Annotated in this window: 19 protein-coding genes and 2 tRNA genes; 15 read left to right on the top strand and 6 right to left on the bottom strand. The window is 68.1% G+C overall.

The window, feature by feature from the left end:
- Window positions 1-12: 12 nt before the first annotated feature.
- Window positions 13-390, bottom strand: coding sequence for a LysR substrate-binding domain-containing protein (locus FR742_RS46655; RefSeq protein WP_396991006.1), 378 nt, complete (start codon window positions 388-390; stop codon window positions 13-15).
- On the opposite strand from FR742_RS46655, the gene FR742_RS35655 reads away from it, so the two are divergent.
- Complete coding sequence (locus FR742_RS35655; RefSeq protein WP_187281528.1) at window positions 332-814, top strand: hypothetical protein; 483 nt, start codon at window positions 332-334, stop codon at window positions 812-814. The genes FR742_RS46655 and FR742_RS35655 overlap by 59 nt on opposite strands.
- Here FR742_RS35655 and FR742_RS35650 read toward each other — a convergent pair.
- Window positions 796-881 (bottom strand) — tRNA-Leu (locus tag FR742_RS35650). The genes FR742_RS35655 and FR742_RS35650 overlap by 19 nt on opposite strands.
- A 382-nt stretch (window positions 882-1,263) precedes the next feature.
- On the opposite strand from FR742_RS35650, the gene FR742_RS35645 reads away from it, so the two are divergent.
- Window positions 1,264-1,737 carry a hypothetical protein gene (locus tag FR742_RS35645; protein ID WP_148035688.1) on the top strand — a complete coding sequence of 158 codons (474 nt, stop codon included), beginning with the start codon at window positions 1,264-1,266 and terminating at the stop codon, window positions 1,735-1,737.
- Window positions 1,738-1,929: 192 nt separating this feature from the next.
- Window positions 1,930-3,861, top strand: coding sequence for a chaplin (locus tag FR742_RS35640; protein ID WP_148035687.1), 1,932 nt, complete (start codon window positions 1,930-1,932; stop codon window positions 3,859-3,861).
- 151 nt (window positions 3,862-4,012) lie between these two features.
- Here FR742_RS35640 and FR742_RS35635 read toward each other — a convergent pair whose 3' ends face one another.
- The gene (locus tag FR742_RS35635) at window positions 4,013-4,192 is read right to left on the bottom strand and encodes a DUF5703 family protein (RefSeq protein ID WP_246639908.1); all 180 of its coding nucleotides are present in this window, start codon (window positions 4,190-4,192) and stop codon (window positions 4,013-4,015) included.
- Window positions 4,193-4,400: 208 nt separating this feature from the next.
- Between FR742_RS35635 and topA the strand changes: the two genes are divergently transcribed.
- The 11 genes from topA to FR742_RS35580 all read left to right on the top strand — a co-directional run bounded on the left by topA (window position 4,401) and on the right by FR742_RS35580 (window position 16,600).
- A complete protein-coding gene (gene topA, locus FR742_RS35630; protein WP_148035685.1) occupies window positions 4,401-7,097 on the top strand; it encodes a type I DNA topoisomerase in 2,697 nt (898 codons plus the stop codon).
- Between the two features lie 55 nt (window positions 7,098-7,152).
- A complete protein-coding gene (locus FR742_RS35625) occupies window positions 7,153-8,325 on the top strand; it encodes a metallophosphoesterase (protein WP_148035684.1) in 1,173 nt (390 codons plus the stop codon).
- Window positions 8,326-8,388: 63 nt separating this feature from the next.
- Complete coding sequence (locus tag FR742_RS35620) at window positions 8,389-8,898, top strand: helix-turn-helix domain-containing protein (RefSeq protein ID WP_148035683.1); 510 nt, start codon at window positions 8,389-8,391, stop codon at window positions 8,896-8,898.
- Window positions 8,899-9,058: 160 nt separating this feature from the next.
- Window positions 9,059-11,101 (top strand): dTMP kinase, encoded by a 2,043-nt coding sequence (gene tmk, locus FR742_RS35615; RefSeq protein WP_148035682.1) that lies wholly within the window; start codon window positions 9,059-9,061, stop codon window positions 11,099-11,101.
- Window positions 11,102-11,110: 9 nt separating this feature from the next.
- Complete coding sequence (locus tag FR742_RS35610; protein ID WP_148035681.1) at window positions 11,111-12,283, top strand: DNA polymerase III subunit delta'; 1,173 nt, start codon at window positions 11,111-11,113, stop codon at window positions 12,281-12,283.
- Window positions 12,284-12,346: 63 nt separating this feature from the next.
- Entirely contained in the window at window positions 12,347-12,889 is a 543-nt protein-coding gene (locus FR742_RS35605) for a dihydrofolate reductase family protein (RefSeq protein WP_148035680.1), read from the top strand.
- Between the two features lie 34 nt (window positions 12,890-12,923).
- Window positions 12,924-13,451 carry a sigma-70 family RNA polymerase sigma factor gene (locus FR742_RS35600; protein WP_261808962.1) on the top strand — a complete coding sequence of 176 codons (528 nt, stop codon included), beginning with the start codon at window positions 12,924-12,926 and terminating at the stop codon, window positions 13,449-13,451.
- Window positions 13,448-14,410, top strand: a complete 963-nt coding sequence (locus tag FR742_RS35595) for a permease-like cell division protein FtsX (protein WP_148035679.1) — start codon at window positions 13,448-13,450, stop codon at window positions 14,408-14,410. The genes FR742_RS35600 and FR742_RS35595 overlap by 4 nt, the downstream gene beginning before the upstream one ends.
- A 95-nt stretch (window positions 14,411-14,505) precedes the next feature.
- A complete protein-coding gene (locus FR742_RS35590) occupies window positions 14,506-15,348 on the top strand; it encodes a stage 0 sporulation family protein (RefSeq protein WP_396990497.1) in 843 nt (280 codons plus the stop codon).
- A gap of 79 nt (window positions 15,349-15,427) precedes the next feature.
- Entirely contained in the window at window positions 15,428-16,459 is a 1,032-nt protein-coding gene (locus FR742_RS35585; protein ID WP_222709234.1) for a DUF2776 family protein, read from the top strand.
- A 64-nt stretch (window positions 16,460-16,523) separates the two neighbouring features.
- Window positions 16,524-16,600, top strand: a tRNA-Thr gene (locus FR742_RS35580).
- A 702-nt stretch (window positions 16,601-17,302) separates the two neighbouring features.
- Here the strand turns inward: FR742_RS35580 and FR742_RS35575 are convergent.
- The gene (locus tag FR742_RS35575; RefSeq protein ID WP_222709233.1) at window positions 17,303-17,635 is read right to left on the bottom strand and encodes a tyrosine-type recombinase/integrase; all 333 of its coding nucleotides are present in this window, start codon (window positions 17,633-17,635) and stop codon (window positions 17,303-17,305) included.
- A 293-nt stretch (window positions 17,636-17,928) separates the two neighbouring features.
- Between FR742_RS35575 and FR742_RS35565 the strand changes: the two genes are divergently transcribed.
- Window positions 17,929-18,138 carry a transposase gene (locus FR742_RS35565; protein ID WP_261809105.1) on the top strand — a complete coding sequence of 70 codons (210 nt, stop codon included), beginning with the start codon at window positions 17,929-17,931 and terminating at the stop codon, window positions 18,136-18,138.
- A gap of 48 nt (window positions 18,139-18,186) precedes the next feature.
- Here the strand turns inward: FR742_RS35565 and FR742_RS35560 are convergent, their stop codons facing one another.
- Together FR742_RS35560 and FR742_RS35555 are read right to left on the bottom strand one after the other, a co-directional pair.
- Complete coding sequence (locus FR742_RS35560) at window positions 18,187-20,835, bottom strand: serine protease (RefSeq protein WP_148035675.1); 2,649 nt, start codon at window positions 20,833-20,835, stop codon at window positions 18,187-18,189.
- Between the two features lies 1 nt (window position 20,836).
- Window positions 20,837-21,166 carry a CU044_2847 family protein gene (locus FR742_RS35555; RefSeq protein WP_148035674.1) on the bottom strand — a complete coding sequence of 110 codons (330 nt, stop codon included), beginning with the start codon at window positions 21,164-21,166 and terminating at the stop codon, window positions 20,837-20,839.
- Between the last annotated feature and the right edge of the window lie 703 nt (window positions 21,167-21,869).

Genomic DNA, 21,869 nt, shown 5'->3' with positions numbered 1-21,869 from the left:
GTGCCGCTGCGCTCACGTCTGAACGCAAGGGATCGCGCGTCGGCGCGGCAACTTGCCGGCGTTCACCGCTTGGACGTGGTGCGGCGTCTGTCGGTCGTGCTTCAGCGCGGTCTGTTGGAGCGGGACGATCCACGGATAGTGGAGCAGTTCCGGCAGCGTATGCGCCTGCTGCGTGGGATGCCCGGCGCGGGCCACCAGCAGGGTGGGCTCGTTGTAGAGGGGGATCTGGTGGAGGCCGGGCCAGTCCTCGATGGGGTTGAGCGCTGTAGAGGCGGGTCGCGGTCTGTTCGTCGGAGGCGGCGCTGCGGATGACCTGCGGGAGTCGGAGATCTTGGATGAGGTCGATGGCCGGCTGGGGACCGAGTTCGGGCCGAAGTCGCTGGAACGCACGATCGCGGCCACGGCCGAGCAGGTGATCGACCCCAACGAGGCGGCCCTGGTCGACTTGCGGAAACGCCTGTCGAAGTGTGATCGCAAGCTGGGTCAGTACCGCTCCGCCCTCGATGCCGGAGGGGACCCTATCGAGATCGCCGGATGGATCAACGAGACGAAGATCGAACGCGCCCGCCTGGTGGGTGAGCTCAAGGCCGCCCCGGCCGTGCGGCGCATCAGCGTCGCGGAGATCAGGTCGGTGATCGAGGAGGTCGGCGACCTGGTGCGGCTGGTTGGTGAGGCAGACCCGGACGACAAGGCCGCGCTCTACACCCAGCTCGGGCTGAAGCTCACTTTCTACCTGGAAAAGCAGTATGTGGAGGCCCGGATTGCTCCGGAGCCCCCACATGTGCGTTCGGTGTGTGTCCGAGGGGGGACTTGAACCCCCATGCCCCGCAAAGGGCACTAGCACCTCAAGCTAGCGCGTCTGCCTATTCCGCCACCCGGACGTGGTGCCTGCACGCGAGACCGTCATCCCGCGTCGGCTCCGTAAGGTTAGCAAACCTTTCGGGGTGCGTCATACCAGCTATGGGGAGAGACGCCATGCGTGACGCACAGGTCGCCGGGAGCAGGCCGTGTCATGGGGCGCGAGGGTGGTTCGAGGGGGTTTGGGCGGGCGGGCTTGACCAGTTGCTGGATCTCCGGTGAAAAGCGCTTGCGACAACCTTGAGTACTGCTACGGTTACGGACCGTTGAGGGGTTGTCATGCGACCGGCCCTTGCGCCGGTCGTCCTTTCGGGAGGTCACGTGGCACGCATGACCGCACAGCGGCAGAGGGAGCGGTCCCTCGCTGTGCGGAGCGTGCCCACCGGCGCCCGCCGGGTTGACCGGATGGCGCGGTTCGCGGCCGTCGCTCGTCGGGTCCTGGTGCGTGCGGTTGCAGTCGGCGGTCTTGTGGCCGCCGGCTGGCTGCTCGCCGTGGTCTTCCAGATGCTCACCGCCGCTCCCGCGGCCGCGGATTCCATCGCGGCGACAGGGACGGCGATAGGAGCGGCGTCAGGAAACGGCTCATCCCTCGCGGTCGTGGCGTCCGACGACGCCGAGGCCATGGCGGGGCTGACGGTCGACGGGCTCACCAGCCAGTCGGACCACGGTCTGCCGTCGCCCGGCCCCACCGGCCAGATTCTCGACACCGACGGTCTGGTGCCCACCGGCGGTGGCAACGGCCCGTTCGGGCCGAGCATGGGGGATGTCACACGGTACGGGTTCGACCCGCGGCTCGATGTGAGGCGCGTCGTTCCCGCTTACGTGCGACCCCCTGTCGTCCGCGCAGCGGCGGACGACCCTTCTTTCTCACCTGACTAATCCCCGCCACAAGGTTCCGGCCCTTTTCCGGCCGGCGGCGGAGCGTGGGCGAGTTCCCCTCCGTCAGCGGGTGACATGTCGATCACTTCAGCAGGTTCGCGCTCCCCGGGGTTTCCGCTGTGCTCTCGCATGGCTCCGGGCCGGCCGCGGGCTGTCAGGTAATTCCCCCCAAACATCAGTAGGAGCATTCTCATGCGTACATGGGCGAAGGCTTCCACCCCCGCGGCTCTGCTCGCCGTGGCGGTCCTGTCGTTCGGCGGCGGCACGGCTTCGGCCGACACCGACGGCGACCACTCCATCGGCGGCGGCAACCAGGTCAACCTGCCGGTCTCGCTGCCGATCGACATCAGCGGCAACGCCGTCGGCGTGGCCGGCGACTCCACCGCCACCTCGGCGGGCGGCGCGTCCGTCGTCGACCAGGGCAGGGGCGGCATCTCCGACCGGACCTCCGGCGAGTCGAGCGTGCTCGGCGGCAACCAGATCAACGCGCCGATCAGCGCGCCGGTCAACGCCTGCGGCAACGCGGTCTCGCTGTTCGGCAACTCCGACGCCGGGTGCAAGGGCGGCGCGACCGTGCGCAAGTCCGGCAAGGGCGGCGCGGGCGGCAACCGCACCTCCGGTGACCGCAGCATCATCGGCGGCAACCAGATCAACGCGCCGATCTCGGCCCCGATCAACGCCTGCGGCAACGCCGTGGCGATCTTCGGGGACGCGGCCGCGGGCTGCCAGGGCGGGGCCTCGGTGCGCAACACCGGTACGGGAGCGGGCGGCAACACCACGTCGGGCCGCGGCTCGGTGCTCGGCGGCAACCAGGTGATCGCGCCGATCAGCGCGCCGGTCAACATCTGCGGCAACTCGGTGGCCGCGTTCGGCGACGCGTTCGCCGGGTGCCGGGGCGGCGCGTCCGTCACCAACGACGGCGGCCGCCGCCACCAGAGCCACGGCTATCAGCGCGGCTCCACCGGCAACGACACCGACGGCCGGTTCGGCGCGGGCAGCGGCAACCAGGTCGTGGCCCCGATCAACCTGCCGATCACCGCCTGCGGCACCTCGGTCGGCAACGCGACCTCCGGGTGCAAGGGCGGGGCGAGCGTGCACAACAAGGGAGGCAGCTCCGGCGCCGGCGGCAACAGGACGTCCGGCCGGTCCGGCGTGCTCTCCGGCAACCAGATCGTGGCCCCGATCACCGCCCCGGTCAACGTGTGCGGCAACGCGGTCGCCGTGGCGGGTGACGCGTTCGCCGGGTGCGTCGGCGGCGTCTCGGTGAAGAACGGCGGCAAGGGCGCGGGCGGCAACAGGACGTCCGGCCGGTCTGGCGTGCTCTCCGGCAACCAGATCGTGGCCCCGATCACCGCCCCGATCAACGCCTGCGGCAACGCCGTGGCGGCGCTCGGCAAGTCCGAGGCTCACTGCAAGGGCGGGGCGAGCGTGCACAAGAGCGGCGGCTCCGGCGCGGGCGGCAACAGGACGTCCGGCCGGTCGGGCGTGCTTGCCGGCAACCAGATCGTGGCCCCGATCACCGCTCCGGTCAACGTCTGCGGCAACGCCGTGGCCGTCCTGGGCGACGCCGCCGCCGGGTGCCTCGGCGGCGCCCACGTGGGCCGCCCCGGCCCCGGCAAGGGCTACGGCCGCAACATCCCGCTGGCCGGCAAGGCACACCAGAGCGGCGGCGGCATGGTTCCCGCCCTGCCCGTGCTGCCCGCGCTGAGCGGCGCGCAGGGTCTCGGCAACGCCTCCCAGCAGATGAGCGGCGGCGGCCTGCCGGTCGTCGGCGACGTCGTCGGCCAGCTCGGCCTGCCGCAGGTGCCCGGCATGCCCGGCCTGCCGTCGACCCCGGCCACGCCCGCCAAGTCGGCCAAGCCTGCCAAGCCGTCCAAGAAGCACACCGCGGGCTCCGCGAACCCGGCCACCGAGCTGGTCGCCGCCACCCCGGTCGGCGGCACGGTCAAGTCGCTCACCCGCGGCCTGCCCGCCGGCGACCTGGGGCTGATGAGCGCCGCCCAGCCCGCGGGCGTCACCGGGATGTCCGCCGCCTCGCTGCTGGCCCTGGCGCTGGGCGGGCTGTTCGCGGTGACGGCGACCCTGTTCGCGGCCACCCGCCGGTTCCGTCCCACCAGCAAGTGACACCCGCTGAGCGACCCGCGCCTCGGATAGCTCATAGGTAGGTGTCCGCATACGGCCGCTGCCCCTGGAAGCCGTCCAGGGGCAGCGCGCGCTGAACGCTTTGCCCGTTCCGGGGGCGCGGCCCGGGACGGGCAAAGCCATGCCCGGGTGTTCAGCCTGGGCGTGCGAGGGTGCTGCGCACCCGTACGATCTTGCGTCGGAGGCGTACGTGCCTGCTGCCGTCCGCGTGCTTGCGCACTCGGGCGAGTTCCCACTTGCCGTACTCTGCGTGCTCGGTCAGCAGCTGACGTGCGGCTTCTCGGGAGAGGTCGCGCGGGATGAAGAGATCCATGTAGGAGTAGTCGAGCACAACGATTAGTCTCCAGGGTGAGTCAGGGCGCCATGCCGCTCGATGGGCCCTATTCTGCGTGCTCGTGGATGGACCCGGAAGCCAGTGGGTAGCCCGGGGGAAGGAAATTTCCGAGCGAGGGGTTACCTTTCAGATCTATGCCGGACGTCCGGCAGGGGGACTGCAAGCGAACAGCGAGGTAGGAAGCAGCGTGCCAGCCAACAACGGCAGTGCCGGCGGAAGACGTCTGGTGATCGTCGAGTCGCCCGCCAAGGCGAAGACCATCGGCGATTACCTCGGCACCGACTACATCGTCGAGTCGAGCATCGGCCACATCCGTGATCTGCCGGAGAAGGCCGACGACATCCCCGAGAAGTTCAAAGGGGAGTCGTGGGCACGCCTCGGCGTGAACGTCGAGCACGACTTCGAGCCGTTGTACGTGGTCAACCCCGACAAGAAGGCGCAGGTCAGCAAGCTGAAGCAGCTGCTGAAGGACGCCGACGAACTTTACCTCGCGACTGACGAGGACCGCGAGGGCGAGGCGATCGCCTGGCACCTGCGCGAGGTGCTCAAGCCGAAGGTGCCGGTGCACCGGATGGTGTTCCACGAGATCACCCCGCAGGCCATCCGCGACGCCGTCGCCAACCCCCGTTCGCTCAACCTGCGCCTGGTCGACGCCCAGGAGACCCGCCGCATCCTCGACCGCCTCTACGGCTACGAGGTCAGCCCGGTCCTGTGGAAGAAGGTCAAGCCGAGGCTGTCCGCCGGCCGCGTCCAGTCGGTGGCGACCAGGCTGGTGGTGGAGCGCGAGCGCGACCGCCTGGCGTTCACCGCCGCCCACTACTGGGACCTGCAGGCGCTGTTCGACAGCGGCAAACCGGAGGAGCGGCCGCGCGACTTCAGCGCGACGCTGACCGGCGTCGACGGCAAGCGGGTGGCCCAGGGCCGCGACTTCGCCAGCACCGGGCAGCTGAAGAACGCCGACGTGCTCCACCTGTCGGAGCAGGCCGCCGGCGAGCTGGCCGCCAGGCTCGGCGACTCGTCGTTCGCCGTCAAGTCCGTCGAGCGCAAGCCGTACACGCGCAAGCCGTACGCGCCGTTCCGGACGACCACGCTGCAGCAGGAGGCCAGCCGCAAGCTGGGCTTCTCCGCCAAGTACACGATGCAGGTGGCGCAGCGCCTCTACGAAGAGGGCTACATCACCTATATGCGGACCGACAGCATCACACTGTCGGAGACCGCCGTGCAGGCCGCGCGCTCGCAGGCGATCAAGCTGTACGGCGCCGCGTACGTCCCCGACAAGCCGCGCCTCTACAGCAGCAAGGTCAAGAGCGCGCAGGAGGCGCACGAGGCGATCAGGCCGTCCGGCGAGGAGTTCCGCACGCCGGGCGAGACCGGGCTGAGCGGCGACAGGTTCCGGCTCTACGAGCTGATCTGGCAGCGGACCGTGTCGTCCCAGATGAAGGACGCGGTCGGCGAGTCGATCCAGGTCAAGGTGGGCGGCCGGTCGTCGGCGGGCGAGGACGTCGAGTTCGCCGCCTCCGGCCGGACGATCACGTTCTACGGGTTCCTCAAGGCTTACGTGGAGGGTCACGACGACCCGGCGACCGACCGCGACGACTCGGAGAAGCGGCTGCCCAACCTGGCGGAGGGCGACGCGCTCACCGTCTCGCGGCTGGACGTCGCCGCCCACTCGACCAAGCCGCCGGCCCGCTACACCGAGGCGTCGCTGGTCAAGGAGCTGGAGGATCGGGAGATCGGCCGTCCGTCGACATACGCGTCGATCATCGGCACGATCCTCGACCGGGGCTACGTGTTCAAGAAGGGCACGGCGCTGGTGCCGTCGTTCCTCGCCTTCGCCGTGGTCAACCTGCTGGAGCAGCATTTCGGCAACCTGGTCGACTACGACTTCACGGCCGACATGGAGAAGGTGCTCGACGACATCGCCAACGACCGGGCGGAGCGGGTGCCGGAGCTGCAGCGCTTCTACTACGGCGGCGACGGCGACGAGGGCCTCAAGGAGATGGTCACCGACCTGGGCGACATCGACGCCAAGGAGATCAGCTCCTTCCCGATCAGGGGCACCGACATCGTCATCCGGGTCGGCCGTTACGGCCCGTACCTCGACCGTGAGGGCACCCGCGTCAACGTCCCCGAGGACATGACCCCCGACGAGCTCACCGCGGAGAAGGCCGAGGAGCTGATCTCGCGCCCGACCGGCGACCGTGAGCTCGGGCCCGATCCGGTGACCGGTCACATGATCGTGGCCAAGGACGGGCGGTTCGGGCCGTACGTGACGGAGGTGCTGCCGGAGGAGGCGCCGCCCGCCGAGGGCGAGAAGAAGCGGCGCACGAAGAAGGCCGACGCGCCCAAGCCGCGCACGAGCTCCCTGTTCAAGACGATGTCGCTCGACACGATCACGCTGGAGGACGCGCTCAGGCTGCTGTCGATCCCGCGCGTGGTGGGCGAGCTCGACGGTGAGCAGGTGGTGGCGCACAACGGCAAGTTCGGGCCCTACCTGAAGAAGGGCTCCGACTCGCGGTCGCTCGGGTCCGAGGAGGACCTGCTCACGGTCACGATCGACCAGGCCAAGGAGCTGTTCGCGCAGCCGAAGCAGCGGGGCAGGGGGCGGGCCGCGGCCGCGCCGCCGCTGCGCGAGCTGGGCGATGACCCCCACTCCAAGAAGCCGGTGGTGGTCAAGGAGGGCCGGTTCGGTCCGTACGTCACCGACGGCGAGACCAACGCCTCGCTCCGCAAGGGCGACACGGTGGAGGAGATCACCATCGAGCGGGCGGCGGAGCTGCTGGCCGAGCGGCGCGACCGCGCGCCCGCCCCGAAGAAGACGTCCACCAGGAAGGCTCCGGCGAAGAAGCCGGCCGCGAAGAAGAAGCCCGCCACCAAGTCCTGAGAGGGCTCTCAGGGGGCGGACCGCGCCGGTTCGGGGCCGCTCATAGCATGACGGCGTGGCGTTCCTGTTCGTGGTCCTGGGCGTGTTAGCCGGGGTCCACTTCTACCTGTGGCATCGGCTGGTGCGGGCGACGACGCGGCCGGGGGCGGCGCGCGGGCGGCTGACCTTCGCGGTGGCCGGGCTGTTCGTGCTCGTGGTGGTCACGTTCGTGGCGCAGCGGGTGCCGTGGCTGTCGTGGCTGGCCTGGCCGGGCTTCATGTGGGTCGCGGTCATGTTCTACCTGTTCTGGATCCAGCTGGCGCTGGAGGTGCCGCGGGCGGTGCTGGCGGCGGTGCTGCGCGCGAGGGAGCCCGTGCCCGCGGGCGGAGCCGTCCTGGTCGCCGACGCGCCCGCCGACCCGGGCAGGCGGCTGTTCATCGGGCGGGCGACCGCGCTGGCCGCCGGGGTGGGCGCGCTGGGCACGGTCGGGTACGGGGTGACGCGGGCGCTCGGCGACCCCGTGATCGAACGCGCCTCGGTCACCCTGCCGGGGCTCGACTCCCGGCTGAGCGGCCTGCGGTTCGCCGTGGTGAGCGACATCCACCTGGGCCCGCTCACGGGAAAGGCGCACACCGAACGCATCGTCCGCATGATCAACGGGCTCGAGGCCGACGTGGTGGCGATCGTCGGCGACATGGTCGACGGCACGGTCGAGGCACTCGGGCCGCTGGCCAGGCCGCTGCGCGACCTGGAGTCCCGGTACGGGTCCTACTTCGTGACGGGCAACCACGAGTACTACACGGCCAACGGGCCGGGCGAGTGGGTCGAGGAGCTGAGCGACCTGGGGGTGCGCTCGCTGCGCAACGAGCGGGTGGAGATCCGCCACCAGGGCGCCGTGCTGGATCTGGCCGGGGTGAACGACGTCACCGGCGCGGCCGGGGGCGACGGCCCCGACTACGCCGCGGCGCTCGGCGGCCGTGACGAGAGCCGCCCGGTCGTGCTGCTCGCGCACCAGCCCGTACAGGTGGCCGAGGCCGCGCGTCACGGCGTCGACCTGCAGCTGTCCGGTCACACGCACGGCGGGCAGATGGTGCCGTTCAACCTGATCGTGCCGCTGCAGCAGCCCGTGGTGTCAGGGCTCGCGGCGGTGGACGGGGTCCAGGTGTACGTGACGCGCGGCGCCGGGTTCTGGGGCCCGCCGGTGCGGGTGGGGGCGCCGCCCGAGATCACGCTGCTGGAGATTCGCTAACCGACTGCGTTCGGTCGGCTACATGCTGTAGTATCCCGGCGGATACTTCGGAGGTGGTCACTCATGTCTTCCCCCGGTGGAGGGCTGCCCGACGTCACTTTCTGGGCCGCTCGCGGCGCCCTGCTGCTGAAGCAGGCGCGTCACGAGGCCAGCATGCGCCAGCAGCAGCTGGCGGGGGTGTGCGGCACGTCACGCACCACGCTGTCGGCCTACGAGCACGCCCGCAAGTCGCCCACGCTGGAGACCGCGGGCCGAATCCTCGACGCGGCGGGGTTCCGGCTGGCGCTGGAGCCGAAGGTGGAGTTCACCGGCGGCGTCCCCAACAGGCTGCCGCGGCTGCCGGTGGGCCAGGCGCTCGGCCGGGTGCGGGTGCGCGAGCGGGCCTACGACCTGTCCGTGCGCGAGCAGCGCCGCCAGGCATACTCGGCGCTGCTGCGCGACGGCGACTCCGAGCAGCTGCTCACGTACGTCGACGAGCTGCTGCTGGTCGACCTGTGGGACGAGCTCGACCTGCCGGCGGGCGTGCGGTCGCGCTGGGCGCCGGTCATCGAGCGGGCCAGGGCGCGGATGTGAAACGGCGGCGTGCCCCCGGCGATGTTGTTGGTGGGGCCCATTCGCCCGGTGTGCCATGCGCACCAGGCCATGGACGTACTACCCTCAGCGACGACCAGTCCGTTATTTCCGGACTCGTCGCTGTCATCCCACTCCCAGAACACCTGGATACGCTGACATCATGACCGCCATCGGCCGAAGCCGTCAGGCTCACGTGCTGGCCAACGCCCCCTTCCGCAGGTTGTGGGCGGCCATGTCGGTGTGCAGCCTGGGCGACTGGCTCAACCTCCTCGCGCTCACCGCGCTGGCGGGAAACCTCACCCAGGGCGACTTCCGCACGCAATCGCTCGCCATCGGCGGCGTGTTCGTCGCCAAGATGCTGCCCGCCGTGCTGCTCGGGCCGCTGGCGGGGGCCTTCGCCGACCGGTTCGACCGGCGGCTGACCATGGTGTTCTCCGACGTGGCCCGGTTCGCCGTGGTGCTGTCGATCCCGGTGGTCAACAGCTACCAGTGGGTGATCATCGCCACCGTCCTGGTGGAGTGCGTCAACCTCTTCTGGGTGCCGGCCAAGGACGCCACCGTTCCCAACCTGGTGCCCAAGCAGCAGCTCGAGTCGGCCAACCAGCTCAACCTGCTGGTCACGTACGGGAGCGCGCCGGTCGCTGCGGCCGTGTTCGCGATGCTGTCGGTGGTGGCCGACGTCGGCCGCAGCGTGGTGCCGCTCCTGGCCGGGCTCGACCCCACCGCCCTGCCGCTGATCGTGAACGCGGGCGCCTACCTCGTGTCGGCCGCCCTGATCTTCACGCTGCGCGACATCCCCAAGCGCGACGGGGCGATCTCCACGCCGTCGGTGCTCAGGCAGATCGTCGACGGGTGGCGCTTCGTCGGCGGCAACCGCCTGGTCCGCGGGCTGATCATCGGCATGCTCGGCGCGTTCGCGGCGGGCGGCGCGGTCATCGGCGTCGCCAAGCTCTACGTCGAGGACCTCGGCGGCGGCGACGCCGCCTACGGCGTGGTGTTCGGCGCGGTCTTCGTCGGCATGGCGCTGGGCATGTTCTTCGGGCTGCGGCTGCTCAGCGGCCTGTCTCGGCGGCGGCTGTTCGGGCTGTCGCTGGTCGTGGCCGGGTTCGTGCTGGCCGCCATCGCGCTGGTCCACAACCTGGTGATCGTGGTCATCCTGACCGTGATGCTCGGGGCCTGCGCCGGCATCGCCTGGATCATCGGCTACACGCTCATCGGCCTGGAGGTCGAAGACGGCCTGCGCGGGCGCACGTTCTCGTTCCTGCAGTCCACGGCACGGGTGACGCTGCTGCTGGTGGTCTCCGTGGCCGGCCCGCTCGCGGCGCTGTTCGGCCGGCGCGGCGTGGACGTGGGCGCGCTGAGCTACGAGTTCAACGGCACCAACCTGGTGCTCCTGCTCGGCGGCGTGCTGGCGGTGGTCGTCGGCGTGCTCAGCCTGCGCCACATGGACGACAGGAAGGGTGTGCCGATCCTGACCGACCTGATCACGGCCGTGCGGGGGAAGAGCTTCCGCGGCGAGCCGGCCGAGCGGATGCCGGGGCTGTTCGTGGCCTTCGAGGGCGGCGAGGGGTCGGGCAAGACCACCCAGGCCAGGATGATCGCCATCTGGCTGCGCGACCAGGGCTACGACGTGGTGCAGACCCGCGAGCCCGGCGCCACCAAGGTGGGCATGCGGCTGCGCGCCATCCTGCTCGACGCCGCCGAGCGCGGCCTGTCGGGGCGGGCCGAGGCGCTGCTCTACGCGGCCGACCGGGCCGAGCACGTCGAGAAGGTCATCCGGCCGGCGCTCTACCGGGGCGCGATCGTGGTGTGCGACCGCTACGTCGACTCCTCGCTCGCCTACCAGGGCGCGGGCCGCTCCCTCGACCCCGACGACGTCTCCAAGGTCAACGCCTGGGCGACCGGCGGGCTCGTCCCGCACCTGACCGTGCTCATCGACACCCCGCCCCAGGTCGGGCTGACCAGGCTCGGCGGGGCGGCCGACCGGATCGAGTCGGAGCCGCTGGAGTTCCACGAGCGGGTGCGCAAGGAGTTCCGCGCGCTGGCCGCCGCCGCCCCCGACCGTTACCTGGTCGTCGACGGCACACTGCCGCCGGAGCAGATCACCGCGGTCGTCCAGGACCGGGTACGCGAGATCCTGCCCGACCCGGTGCCGCGCGAGGCCGAAGACGTCACGGGCACGATGCCCGCCATCCGCGACTAGCCTTGTCGCGTGGGCGTCTTCGATGACCTGGTGGGGCAGGACCGGTCCGTCTCCGTGCTGTCGCGTGCAGCCGCGGCGGCGGCCGAGGTCGTGGCGGGCGGGCGCGGCGCGGGCATGACCCACGCCTGGCTGTTCACCGGCCCGCCGGGCGCGGGCCGCGAGGACGCGGCGCGGGCGTTCGCGGCGGCGCTGCTCTGTCCCGACGGCGGCTGCGGCCACTGCGACCAGTGCCACCAGGTGCTGATCGGCTCTCATCCCGACCTGGAGCAGGTCCGTCCCGCCGGGCTCTCTTACGGCGTCAAGCAGACCCGCGAGCTGATCCTTCGGGCGGCGGGCGCGCCGACGCAGGGCCGCTGGCGGGTGATCCTGTTCGAGGGCGCCGACCGGGCCACGGAGTCGGCGGCCAACGCCCTGCTCAAGGCCATCGAGGAGCCGCCGCCGCGCACGGTGTGGCTGCTCTGCTCGCCGGCCCCCGACGACCTGATGATCACCATCCGGTCCCGCTGCCGGCTCGTCACCCTGACCACGCCGACCACCGAGGCGGTGGCGCACGTCCTGGCCACCCGCGACTCCGTGCCCCCCGACATCGCCCGCTTCGCCGCCCGCGCCGCCCAGGGGCACCTCCCGCGCGCCCGCGCGCTGGCGCTGGACGAGAGGGCCAGGGCCAGGCGCGAGGCCGTCCTGGCCATCCCGAGGTCGCTGACCGGCGTCGGCGAGTGTGTGACGGCCGCCGAACGCCTGGTCAAGACGGCCGAGGAGGAGGCCGCCGCGGCGACGGCCACGCTCAACGAGTCCGAGACGAGCGAGCTGCGCAAGGTCTACGGCGAGGGCTCCACGGGCAAGGGCCTCAACCGCGGCCTCGTACGCGGGGGAGCGGGCGCCCTTAAGGAGCTGGAAGACCGGCAGAAGTCCCGCGCCACCCGCATCAAGCGCGACTCGCTCGACGCGGCGCTGCTGGAGCTGGTGTGGTTCTACCGCGATGTGCTGGCCATGCAGCTCGGCGCCACGGTCGAGCTGGCCAACGACGACCTCCGCTTCGACCTCGACCAGCTCGCCCGCACGACGACGCCGGAGGAGACGCTGCGCCGCGTCGACGCGGTCATGCGCTGCCGCGAGCGCCTCGACCTCAACGTCAACCCGCAGATCGCCGTCGAGTCGATGATGCTGGCACTTCGCGTGTGAAGGCGTGTCGATTCCCCGTTCTCTCGTTCGACGCGTCGGTGAGTCGAATGAGAGGACGAGATCATGCGTAAAATCATCGAGCAGGGTGTCGTGACGCTGGACGGGGTCATCAGCACCCCGCAGGAGTGGGTCGTGCCCAACTGGTCCGGCGAGTATGAGGCCATCTCACGGGACCTGCTGTTCTCCGTGGACGCCCTGCTGTACGGGCGTGTCTCGTACGAGGCACACGCGCAGGTGTGGCCGGGCATGGAGGAGGGGTACGGCGAGTACGCGGTCAGGATGAACAGCCTGCCCAAGCACGTCGCCTCACGGACGCTCCGCGAGACCGCCTGGAACGCCACGCTGATCGACGGTGACGTGGCCGAGGGGGTCGCCAAGCTCAAGGAGCAGCCAGGCGGGACCATCCTGAAGGTCGGCACGGGCGGCGAGCTGAGCCGCACCCTGCTGGAGCACCGGCTGGTCGACGAGTACCTGTTCTGGCTGTTCCCGACGATCGCCGGCGGCGGCGAGCGGCTCTACGACGGCATCCCCGCGACCCACCTGAAGCTGGTGGACGTGAAGCGGATCGACTCCGGCATCCTGGGGCTCACGTACGTCCCCAAGTGAGGCAGCAGATGCGGGGGTGAAGCGTCTCTGTGATGTGGAAGTCGAACTCGTCACCCAAGGAGAGGCGCTGACGCGCGAGCGGGTCGATGTGGCGGCGATCTTCGCCGAGCACCAGGTCGGCCTCGTCCGCCTCGCGTTGATCATGGTGGGGGATCAGGCGACGGCGGAGGACGTCGTCCAGGATGCCTTCGCCCGCACCCACGCCGGCCGCGCCCGGCTGCGCGATCCCGGCAGGGCGCTGGGCTACGTGCGCTCGGCCGTGCTCAACGGCTGCCGGTCGGTGCTGCGCCGCCGGGCGACCGTGTTCAGGCGGGCGGTCCCGTACGAACCGCCCGTCTGGTCGGCGGAGAGCGCCGTCATGCTCTCGGAAGATCGGCGTGCGGTGCTGGCGGCCCTGCAGGGGCTGCCGCGAAGGCAGCGGGAGGCGCTCACCCTGCGCTACTACCTGGATCTCACCGACCAGGAGATCGCCGAATCCATGCGGATCGGCGCGAGCACCGCCAGGTCGACGATCGCGCGAGGGCTGGCCGCCCTCGGCCGGGCTCTTGGGGAGGACTCATGAACAGCTCTGTGGAAGACCGTCTGCGCGGCGCGCTCGCGGAGGCCGGGGAGACGGTCCAGGTCGAGACGATCGCGCCGTTGCGCGGCGGCCGCCGGAGCCGGGTGCGCCCGCGCTGGATCGCCACGGGGATCGCGGTGGCGGTCGGGGTGATGCTCGCCGTGATCACGGCCCCGCTTCTGCCAGACGGCGACGGGCCCTCGGTGGCGGTGGCACCGCCCCGGGACCAGGCCGACCTGGCCGTCTACCTGTGCAGGATCGCGGCGGACCCTCAGTGTGATGCCGACGAACGGGTTGTCGAGAACGCGCTGCGCGGCATCCCGGGAGTGGACGAGGTCCACTTCGAGGACCGGCGCAGCGCCTACGAGGCTATGCGCGCCTTCTACTCGGACGACCCTTCCCTGGTCGAGGGCATCACCCCGGACGACCTTCCCCAGGCGTTCCGGCTGGTGACGCGGCCCGGAGCCGACATCGAGAGCATCTCCCGCCAGGTTGGGCAGGTGCCGGGTGTCGCCGAGGTGGTGGCCCTGGGCGAGCTCAAGGCGGCTCTGTCCGATGCCGACATGGAGCTGTCGGTCTTCCTGTGCACGTCCGAGAGGGAGCGTTGCGGCGGGAAGACCGCGAGCGTCGCGCAGAAGGCCGCGGTGTCGCGGGCGCTCGCGGCCCTGCCGGAAGTCCAGTCGGTCACCTTCGAGGACCAGGAGGCCGCGTTCGAGAACTTCCGTGAGTCGTTCGCGCACAACGAAGCGCTGGTTTCGGCGACTCGGATGAGCGACATGCCTGAGAGCTACCGGGCCGTCCTCCGGCCCGGCACGGAGTTCCGCACCAGGAGGGAACTCGCCGCCGAGCTTGGGCGCATGCCGGGTGTCTCGCAGGTCATCGACCAGAAGTGTCTCCTCGCCGAGCATGCCCTGCACGCCCGCTTCGGCATCCGCGCCGACGCGATCGAAGCCTGCGAATAGCGCCCTGCGCCCCTCACGCTCACGCGATCGCACACGTAATGTGTCAACGAAGGCCGTAAGAACCCCCGAGGCCGTCAGGAGGCGAGCACGAGCCCATGGGAATGATCATGGCCGTGAGCTTCACCCGCTACGGACGGCTCTACTACCTGGATCCCGGCGGGCACAGCCCGAAAGTGGGCGACAAGGTCCTGGTCCCGACCGACGCCGGGCCCGAGGTGGCGGAGTGCGTGTGGGCGCCGCAGTACACGAGCGAAGAGATCACCGGGCTGCCGGTGTGTGAGGGCATAGCGGGCGAGGAACACCTGACCCGCGACGAGACGAACAAGCGCCGCCGGGCCGAGGCCCGCAGCGTCTCCAAACGACTGATCAAACGCCACAGCCTGCCCATGAAGGTGGTGGGCGTCGACTTCCTGGACAAGGAGAACGTCTACACGGTCTATTTCTCCGCCCCGCACCGGGTCGACTTCCGCGCTCTCGTACGGGATCTGGCCCGCAACCTGCGGGCCAGGGTGGAGCTCCGCCAGATCGGCCCCCGCGACGAGGCCCGGCTCCAGGGCGGGATCGGGCCGTGCGGGCGGGACCTGTGCTGTGCGACCTTCTTGAAGGACTTCGAGCCGGTGTCGGTTCGCATGGCCAAGGACCAGGATCTTCCGGTCAATCCGCTGCGGATCGCCGGGGCCTGCGGGCGGCTGATGTGCTGCCTGAAGTACGAGCATCCGCTGTACGTCGAGACCCGGTACAGGATGCCTCGCTCCGGCAGCCGCGTGACCACGCCGCAGGGCGACGGAACCGTGATCGGGCACAACGTTCCGGCCGACACGGTCACGGTCCGTCTGGACGACGGGGGGCGGCGCTGCGCGTGCCCGTCGGCGTCCGTCTGCTCGCCGCGGCAGCAGCACGACAAGATGTACGGCGCAGGGGAGGATCTTACGGAGTGAGAGCGGCGTCACCGTTCGATTACTGATTGTCACCCTCGGGTAGGCATGGCCTGTCGGGGGGTGAACGGTGAATTTCACGATGAGCGTGATCTTCCGCGCCATACCACTGGTCATGGGCGTCATCTGCGCCGCGTACGGCCTGTACGTCTACGCGGGAGGCCCGGACTCCAACCATTTCGTGGCCGGTCACGTGGTCGTGGCCCTGGCCGCCATCTGCTACGCGCTCTTCACCACCGCGGCCACGATCATCCGCCAGCTGATCGACCGCTACAACAAGATCTGGCGCGTCGTCCTGCCCGTCAGCGGGTACGCGGTCGCCCTGTTCACGATCATCTACGGGATCGTCCTCATCACCCGAGGCGGGGAACCCCAGAACCTGGTGGCCGGCCACGTGGTCGCCGGCGTCGGCCTGATCAGCGTCTGCGTCAGCACCGTGGCCACCGCCTCGACCAGTTTCTCCCTCATCTCGGTCAACGACGCCCGGAAGCGGGAGGACGAGGCGCCCATGGAAGCCTATTCGGCGACCACGGGGAAGATCCTCATCGCGTTCCCTCTCGTCTGCGCCCTCATCGGGTTCATCTGGGCCTTCATCCTCATGGCCCAGCCCGACTCCGCCCACTACACGGCAGGTCACGTCGTCTTCGGCCTCGCCGCCATCTGCGCCAGCCTGATCGCCCTGGTCGCCAGCATCGTCCGCCAGGTGCGCAACGCCTTCGACGAGCCCGAACGCTTTCGCTGGAGCTGGCTGGTCATCGCCATGGGCACCATCAACATCCTCTTCGGCATCTACGTCCTCGCCGCCTCCGACGAGCCCTACCGCATCGCGCCCGGCTGCGTCCTCATCGGGCTGGGCCTGATCTGCTACAGCATCCTGTCCAAGGCCCTGCTCCTGGCCCTGGTCTGGCGCCGGTCCTTCCCGCTCGCCAACCGCATCCCCATGATCCCGGTGGCCACGGCACTGGCCTGCCTCTTCTTCGCGGCCTTCCTCTTCGAGGCGGAGGTCTCCGACGCTTCCTTCTTCGTGCCGGCCCGGGTGCTGGTGGGGCTGGGGGCCGTGTGCTTCACGCTCTTCTCCATCGTCTCGATCCTGGAGGCTGGTACGTCGGGGTAGGGGGGATTGTCGGGAGCGAAGTACCCCGTGGCTCCTGTAGACTCTTGGCAGCCGTTCGCGGCATGCCGCCTTAGCTCAGTCGGCCAGAGCACTTCACTCGTAATGAAGGGGTCTCGGGTTCGAATCCCGAAGGCGGCTCCAGGTCGAAGGCCCTCCCGGTGATCCGGGAGGGCCTTTTGCTAACCCGCTGCTAACAGTTGGGCGCGGTCAGGGTGTGACTAGTCGCCTGCCCTGTTGACGGATTGGCGTGTATGGATGCATCCTCAAGCCGAGGGGAGTATCCCTTCGCGGCAGCCTCGTCATCACGGCACAGTACACACAGGGAAGCCCTGGAAGCTCTGTGTGGTACTCCCGGGGCTGTCGGTCCGCGAGAGCGGGCGGGAGAGACCTCGGGGTAATGGAGCGCGCCCCACTATCCGACTAGACGGCTGATGATCGCCCTTGACTAGCGTTCCCCTGAGACAACCGAATGGGATTACGAAGTCCCATCTGAGACCCGCCAGGTGAGGGGAACTCAGCTTGCCAGTGTGCTACTGGTCGAGCTGAGCCCCCGCCTGCTCGACCCGAGCAGGCGAAGGGGTGCGGGGCATGCAGTTGTCAGTATTCGTGATCGCGATCGTTGTTGCCGTTGCAATTCCTGCCGTAGCAATGACGATTGTGGCGATCGTTGCGCTTCGGGGTACCCAGCCGGGCGAACGGCCTGAGATTTTGCGTGCGCTTGCAGTCTTGGCCCGGGCGAATCACAGCTCATTTCCGAGGCTGACGCACCGTAGACAGTTACCGTCTTCTCAGAGTTCCGAGAAAGCCAATCGGGAGCCGACGTAGCCCTGCGCTACTCATTGATCAGCCCTGCTCAAAATGTAGTGACTGGGCGAAGATGTCGGCAGCGGCTGTCTCTGCCGAACGGATCACGTGGGCGTAGACGCGCAGGGTGATCGCGGGGTCGGCGTGGCCGAGGCGGGCGGCGACGACGTGGACGGGGACGCGGGCCAGGAGGAGCAGGGTCGCGTGGACGTGGCGTAGGTCGTGCAGGCGGATCACTGGTAGCGGGTCGGTGGCGGTCTTGTTGCGGACCTCGATGAGCTTGCGCGGCAGGCCGGTGACGGTGGTGGGTAGATGGGCCGCCCCAGGCCGTCGTGAACACCGTGTCGTCGATGCCCTTCCAGGAGTCGCCAACGCGGGCTTTCTCGGCTTCCTGCGCATTCTGGTGTTCGCGAAGGACGGCCACCGTGGTGTTGTCGATGCTCACCACGCGAGTTCTGCCGCTCTTCTCGGTGCCTTCGACGCGCTGGCCCTCGACCACACCCACGGAGCCCTTGATGGTGATGCGCTTGCCGTCGAGATCGATGTCCCATCAGCGAAGGTTGAACAGTTCACCGCAACGGGCACCGGTGTAGGCGGGCAGGTGGAAGAAGGCATCGGCTGCCAAAGTCCCCGTACAGACTGGCTTCGCCACCAACCCCCAGCTCCTGCAGGCCGTGATCGAACGAACGCTGGAGGCCGGCGTGCCGTTCGGCTGGGTGACCGCGGACGGGGCCTACGGCGACAACGGGCCGTTACGCTGCTTCCTGGAAGGTCGGCAGATCGGCTACGTGCTCGCGATCTCCCGCGCCCACCAGATCAGCACCCGCGCTGGCAAGGTCCGCGCCGACGTCGTAGCCGCCAGAGTGCCCCGATGATGAAACGGCTCTGCGTGATTGAACCTCATCGCAACGATCTTCATGCACTCAGGGCAGTCGCTGACCATACAGAGAGGCTGCCAAGTTGGGGACCGTATCAACGCCGAGCAGTTCAATCGCATCCAAACGACAAAGCAGTCCGAGCTGCGAATCCACAGCAAGATCCATCAGTATAGTACGAGACAGGCTCTTATCCCATTCCCCTATCTCGACGGCGACAGTCAGCCGCGTCCAGTCGTTCAGATGCGGGTTTCGGGCGATGCGCTGCAGGGCCTCTAATCCGAGCGAAGCATCGAATTCTAGGAGATAACGCGCAGCTTGTAGGCAGTCTCCCGATTTAGTTGACGTGAAGGCGTCGACCAGATCCCTTAGCAGCCCAACGCCGAGCCCGAAGTCGAGTTCCACCAGCTTCTTGGCTGCTTCGATCCGATCGAAGTGCGACACGCGCGGATTCTCGGCGATACCCCTGAGGGGGGTTAGCCCTTTCTCTGGTGAGAGATATACGAGCTCATGGGCTGCTCCGGTACGCAATGCGACGGCGGCGCTGTCACCGGGTTTCGAGGAGGCTGACATCCGGCCTAGCCGGTTCACTGCGGTAGTCCGAACCACGTCACCTAGCTCTACACCGTCGCGCAGCAACGCCGCGACGAACATCGCATCATCCGGTTTGCCGTTCCGGAGAATATTCAGCGCTCCCGCCTCGAAAGAAATGCCGCGTTGGACACAAGCATGCGCGAGGAACTGACGATACGACTGCTCACCGCCCTGGAAGAACACTAGGTAGTTGGCTACCTCTGAAGTGAGGTTGTATGCAGTGTACTGGGCAGCAAGGTACTCCTCCACAGTCATATGGACGAAAACGAACTCCCCTCTTCGCTGCGTCATAACACCGCTCTGCCGTAGTAGGTCCTCAAGGATCTGAGCCCATTCGTCTTCTGGCATGCACGATGGTCGCAATGACGCGGTCCATGTCTGCGCTAGATCAATGAAGGGCCGCTGATCTCCGCGGTGACGTGTGGAAGCAAGACGCTCGAGTAGATGCCGGGACCTTTCCAGCAATCTTCGAACAGCCCGGCGAGCCTCAGATCCATACGGCTTGGCCCGTCGATCCAGCCGCTCATAGATATCGACATGCCGGTACTGTTTGGACATCAGCAAGGTGATGAAACGTTCGTAGAGCTCGGCTCGGCTGTGGGGTATGCCCTGCGCGGGATGTCCGGCAAAAACGACACAAAGCATCGTAGCGAGGAGAGGGACGCGAGCCAGATGTGCAATCCTGCTGCGCTCAAGCTCGGCGCGGAACCGCTCGGCCAGCGGACGTGGCTGATCGAAAGCCAGCGCCTTGAACCACTGCTCCGCTAGCGTCAGGAGTTGGTCGGGAGAGAAGGGAAGGATTTCGTACGCGCCTGTACCGGCCCTCAGTAGTTGATCGATCTCCTGCTTGGGTAGCGGCCGGCTGGCGATGAGAAATCGATAATCTTCAGCACTGCGCCGGTGGGTGATTGAGTTGAGAGCCTCCCGCCTGCCGTCGACCGTGAAGATCTCGTCGATGCCGTCGACTAGAAGAAGCCATGGCACTCCAGGTATGGGCTGTCTGCTGAACCAGTCGTCGGGCAGGCTTGCGTCGAGCCATGTCCCAAGTTCTCGGCTAACGGCGGCAGCTAGAGCAGCGCTGAAGCTGTTACGGCTGCTTAGCGCCCTGCCAGGCACGTACACCGGGACGAACTCGCAGTCCTTGGTCAACAGCCAGTCCCGGCTCGCGATCTCGGCAACGTATCTCAGAAGGCTGGACTTGCCCGCTCCGGGTCGACCAAGGATGAGAGTGTTCCGGTGTCTGGTGAACAGTTGCTGTCTGCCACTGAGGCCAGGGTCCGCTGATTGGGGTCCCGGCAGGTTGATGAGCGAATCATCCTCGGTTGTACGTTGTAGGCTCACGCCGTGCTGGCGAAGGTAAACCGTCGACAGCGGTGGTGTGTTGGGCAGGGGGACTGCGTACGGGTGGGACCGCACAAAACCCCGTAGTGCCTTCAGATATGACAGCACCCGACGGCTTGGATAGCGCCATGCGCCTGCATGTAACTGTTCGTCCTCGAGAAGGTCCAGCCACTCGATGTTGGTGTGAGGGGGGCGATGATGGCGCGATAGTTCCGGATACGTCTCGAGGATCTTGTCAGCCGAGACCAGGCGAATAACAGGATCTTTTCGATCGCCGAGCCTGACGACGCCGCACACGCCGCCCGTGCGTCGGTTGAGCACTGGAGCACCGCTGAACCCAGGAGTAAGACGCGCGCCGCTTGCCCGGATCAGCTCTCCATCATGCCGTTGTGAGGGGCCGTCGTACTTCAGCGTGACCGAGTCACCCGATGAGTACGATCCCATAGGGTATCCCCAGGACCACAGGTCGTCGCCGAGTGAGACGGATGGTGCCAGGGCCACGAAGGGGTGATCGGCGGGCGTTTGCAGATGCAGGGCCGCGAGATCCGGAGGCTTATCGCCCCGAGATCTGTCATCGAGCCGTAAATCCAGATGAGAGCCCTGCCACTCACCGCGCACCACCCCATCCTCGCCACTCACCACGTGAGCGCACGTCAGCACCACTCTGGGTGCGACGAAGAAACCAGTACCTGTCCCTGCCTGGGAAGAAAGCGAGACTGTGGCCCTCTGGAGAGCGAGAGGCAGACGGTCGGTAAGAACCACGTCAGCTGTCCGGGCCCGTCCACTCCAGCGTCACCTTAACAGTCGACTTGCCGGTGCCTTTGCCGATAACGGCCAGTAGAGAGCCGCTCTCCACCGCGAACTCACAGCCGAACTCGACGGTCAGTTTGTTCGTTTCGAACTCACGAAGGGTCTCCACCACGTCGGTCGCGAATCCAGTGAGCGCTGACAGGGCGTCCTTGAGCTTGTAGGCACGCGAGGACAGTTCGATCTCGCCGTCGACGGAAGCAGTCACGGGTGTAGCGGAAATATGGATCAAATCACCTGCCTCGGTCCGTACAGGAACGATCACGGTGTCCGATTCCGAGAGCATGGTACTCCAACGAGGATAGGCCCAGATGAGGCCTAATTATCGCACGATAGACGCCTATCCCTTACCTCTTCGCACACTGCAACAAAGACGGTCATATCGGGCAATTGATGGCTAGGCGATCTTTGACCAGACCATGGGGAGGCCCGACACGCGGGGTTTTCGCATCCTACCAACGAGCCCAGGCTCCGAACTTGCTGGGCGGATGGTTGGAGGATCAAGTCCGGCTGCGTACAACGCCCACTATGGGCGGGCGCCCCATCTCATATAGTGCATCAAACTAGCTAGTTACATGAGCCGCTCAAGTAAGCAGTGCGGATACATGCACGAGATGATCTTGATATTCAAGGAAGCGTGTAGGGCATTTTCGCAGTTCAAAGGCCGTAGAACAGGAACAGTGCCTCCGCTCTCCTAATCCAGGGCTCGATCGGTTGATGCCGTGATGATCGCGTACTTCGGTGCTTGCCGTTCGTGGTCGGGGCGATCGCCGTCAGGCCCCTGCTTTGTCAGGTCCTGCCATCGAGCGACCATGGCTGAGGTGACAGCCGTGCCATCGGAAAGCATCCGCGCTGGCCGATCTCGCTAACGCAGTTGCCAGCAACGACCTTGGACGATCGCGGACGTCGGTGGATTGGGATCGCGTGATAGAGGCCCGTGACCAGCATGTCGAGGCACTTGTGGACGGCTGCGGACGATCAACTTCTCA

This window comes from Nonomuraea sp. C10, assembly GCF_008017515.1.
Classification (GTDB): Bacteria; Actinomycetota; Actinomycetes; order Streptosporangiales; family Streptosporangiaceae; genus Nonomuraea; species Nonomuraea ferruginea.
The sequence above is the reverse complement of the archived record's forward strand: the minus strand, read 5'-3'. Positions and strand labels throughout refer to the sequence as shown.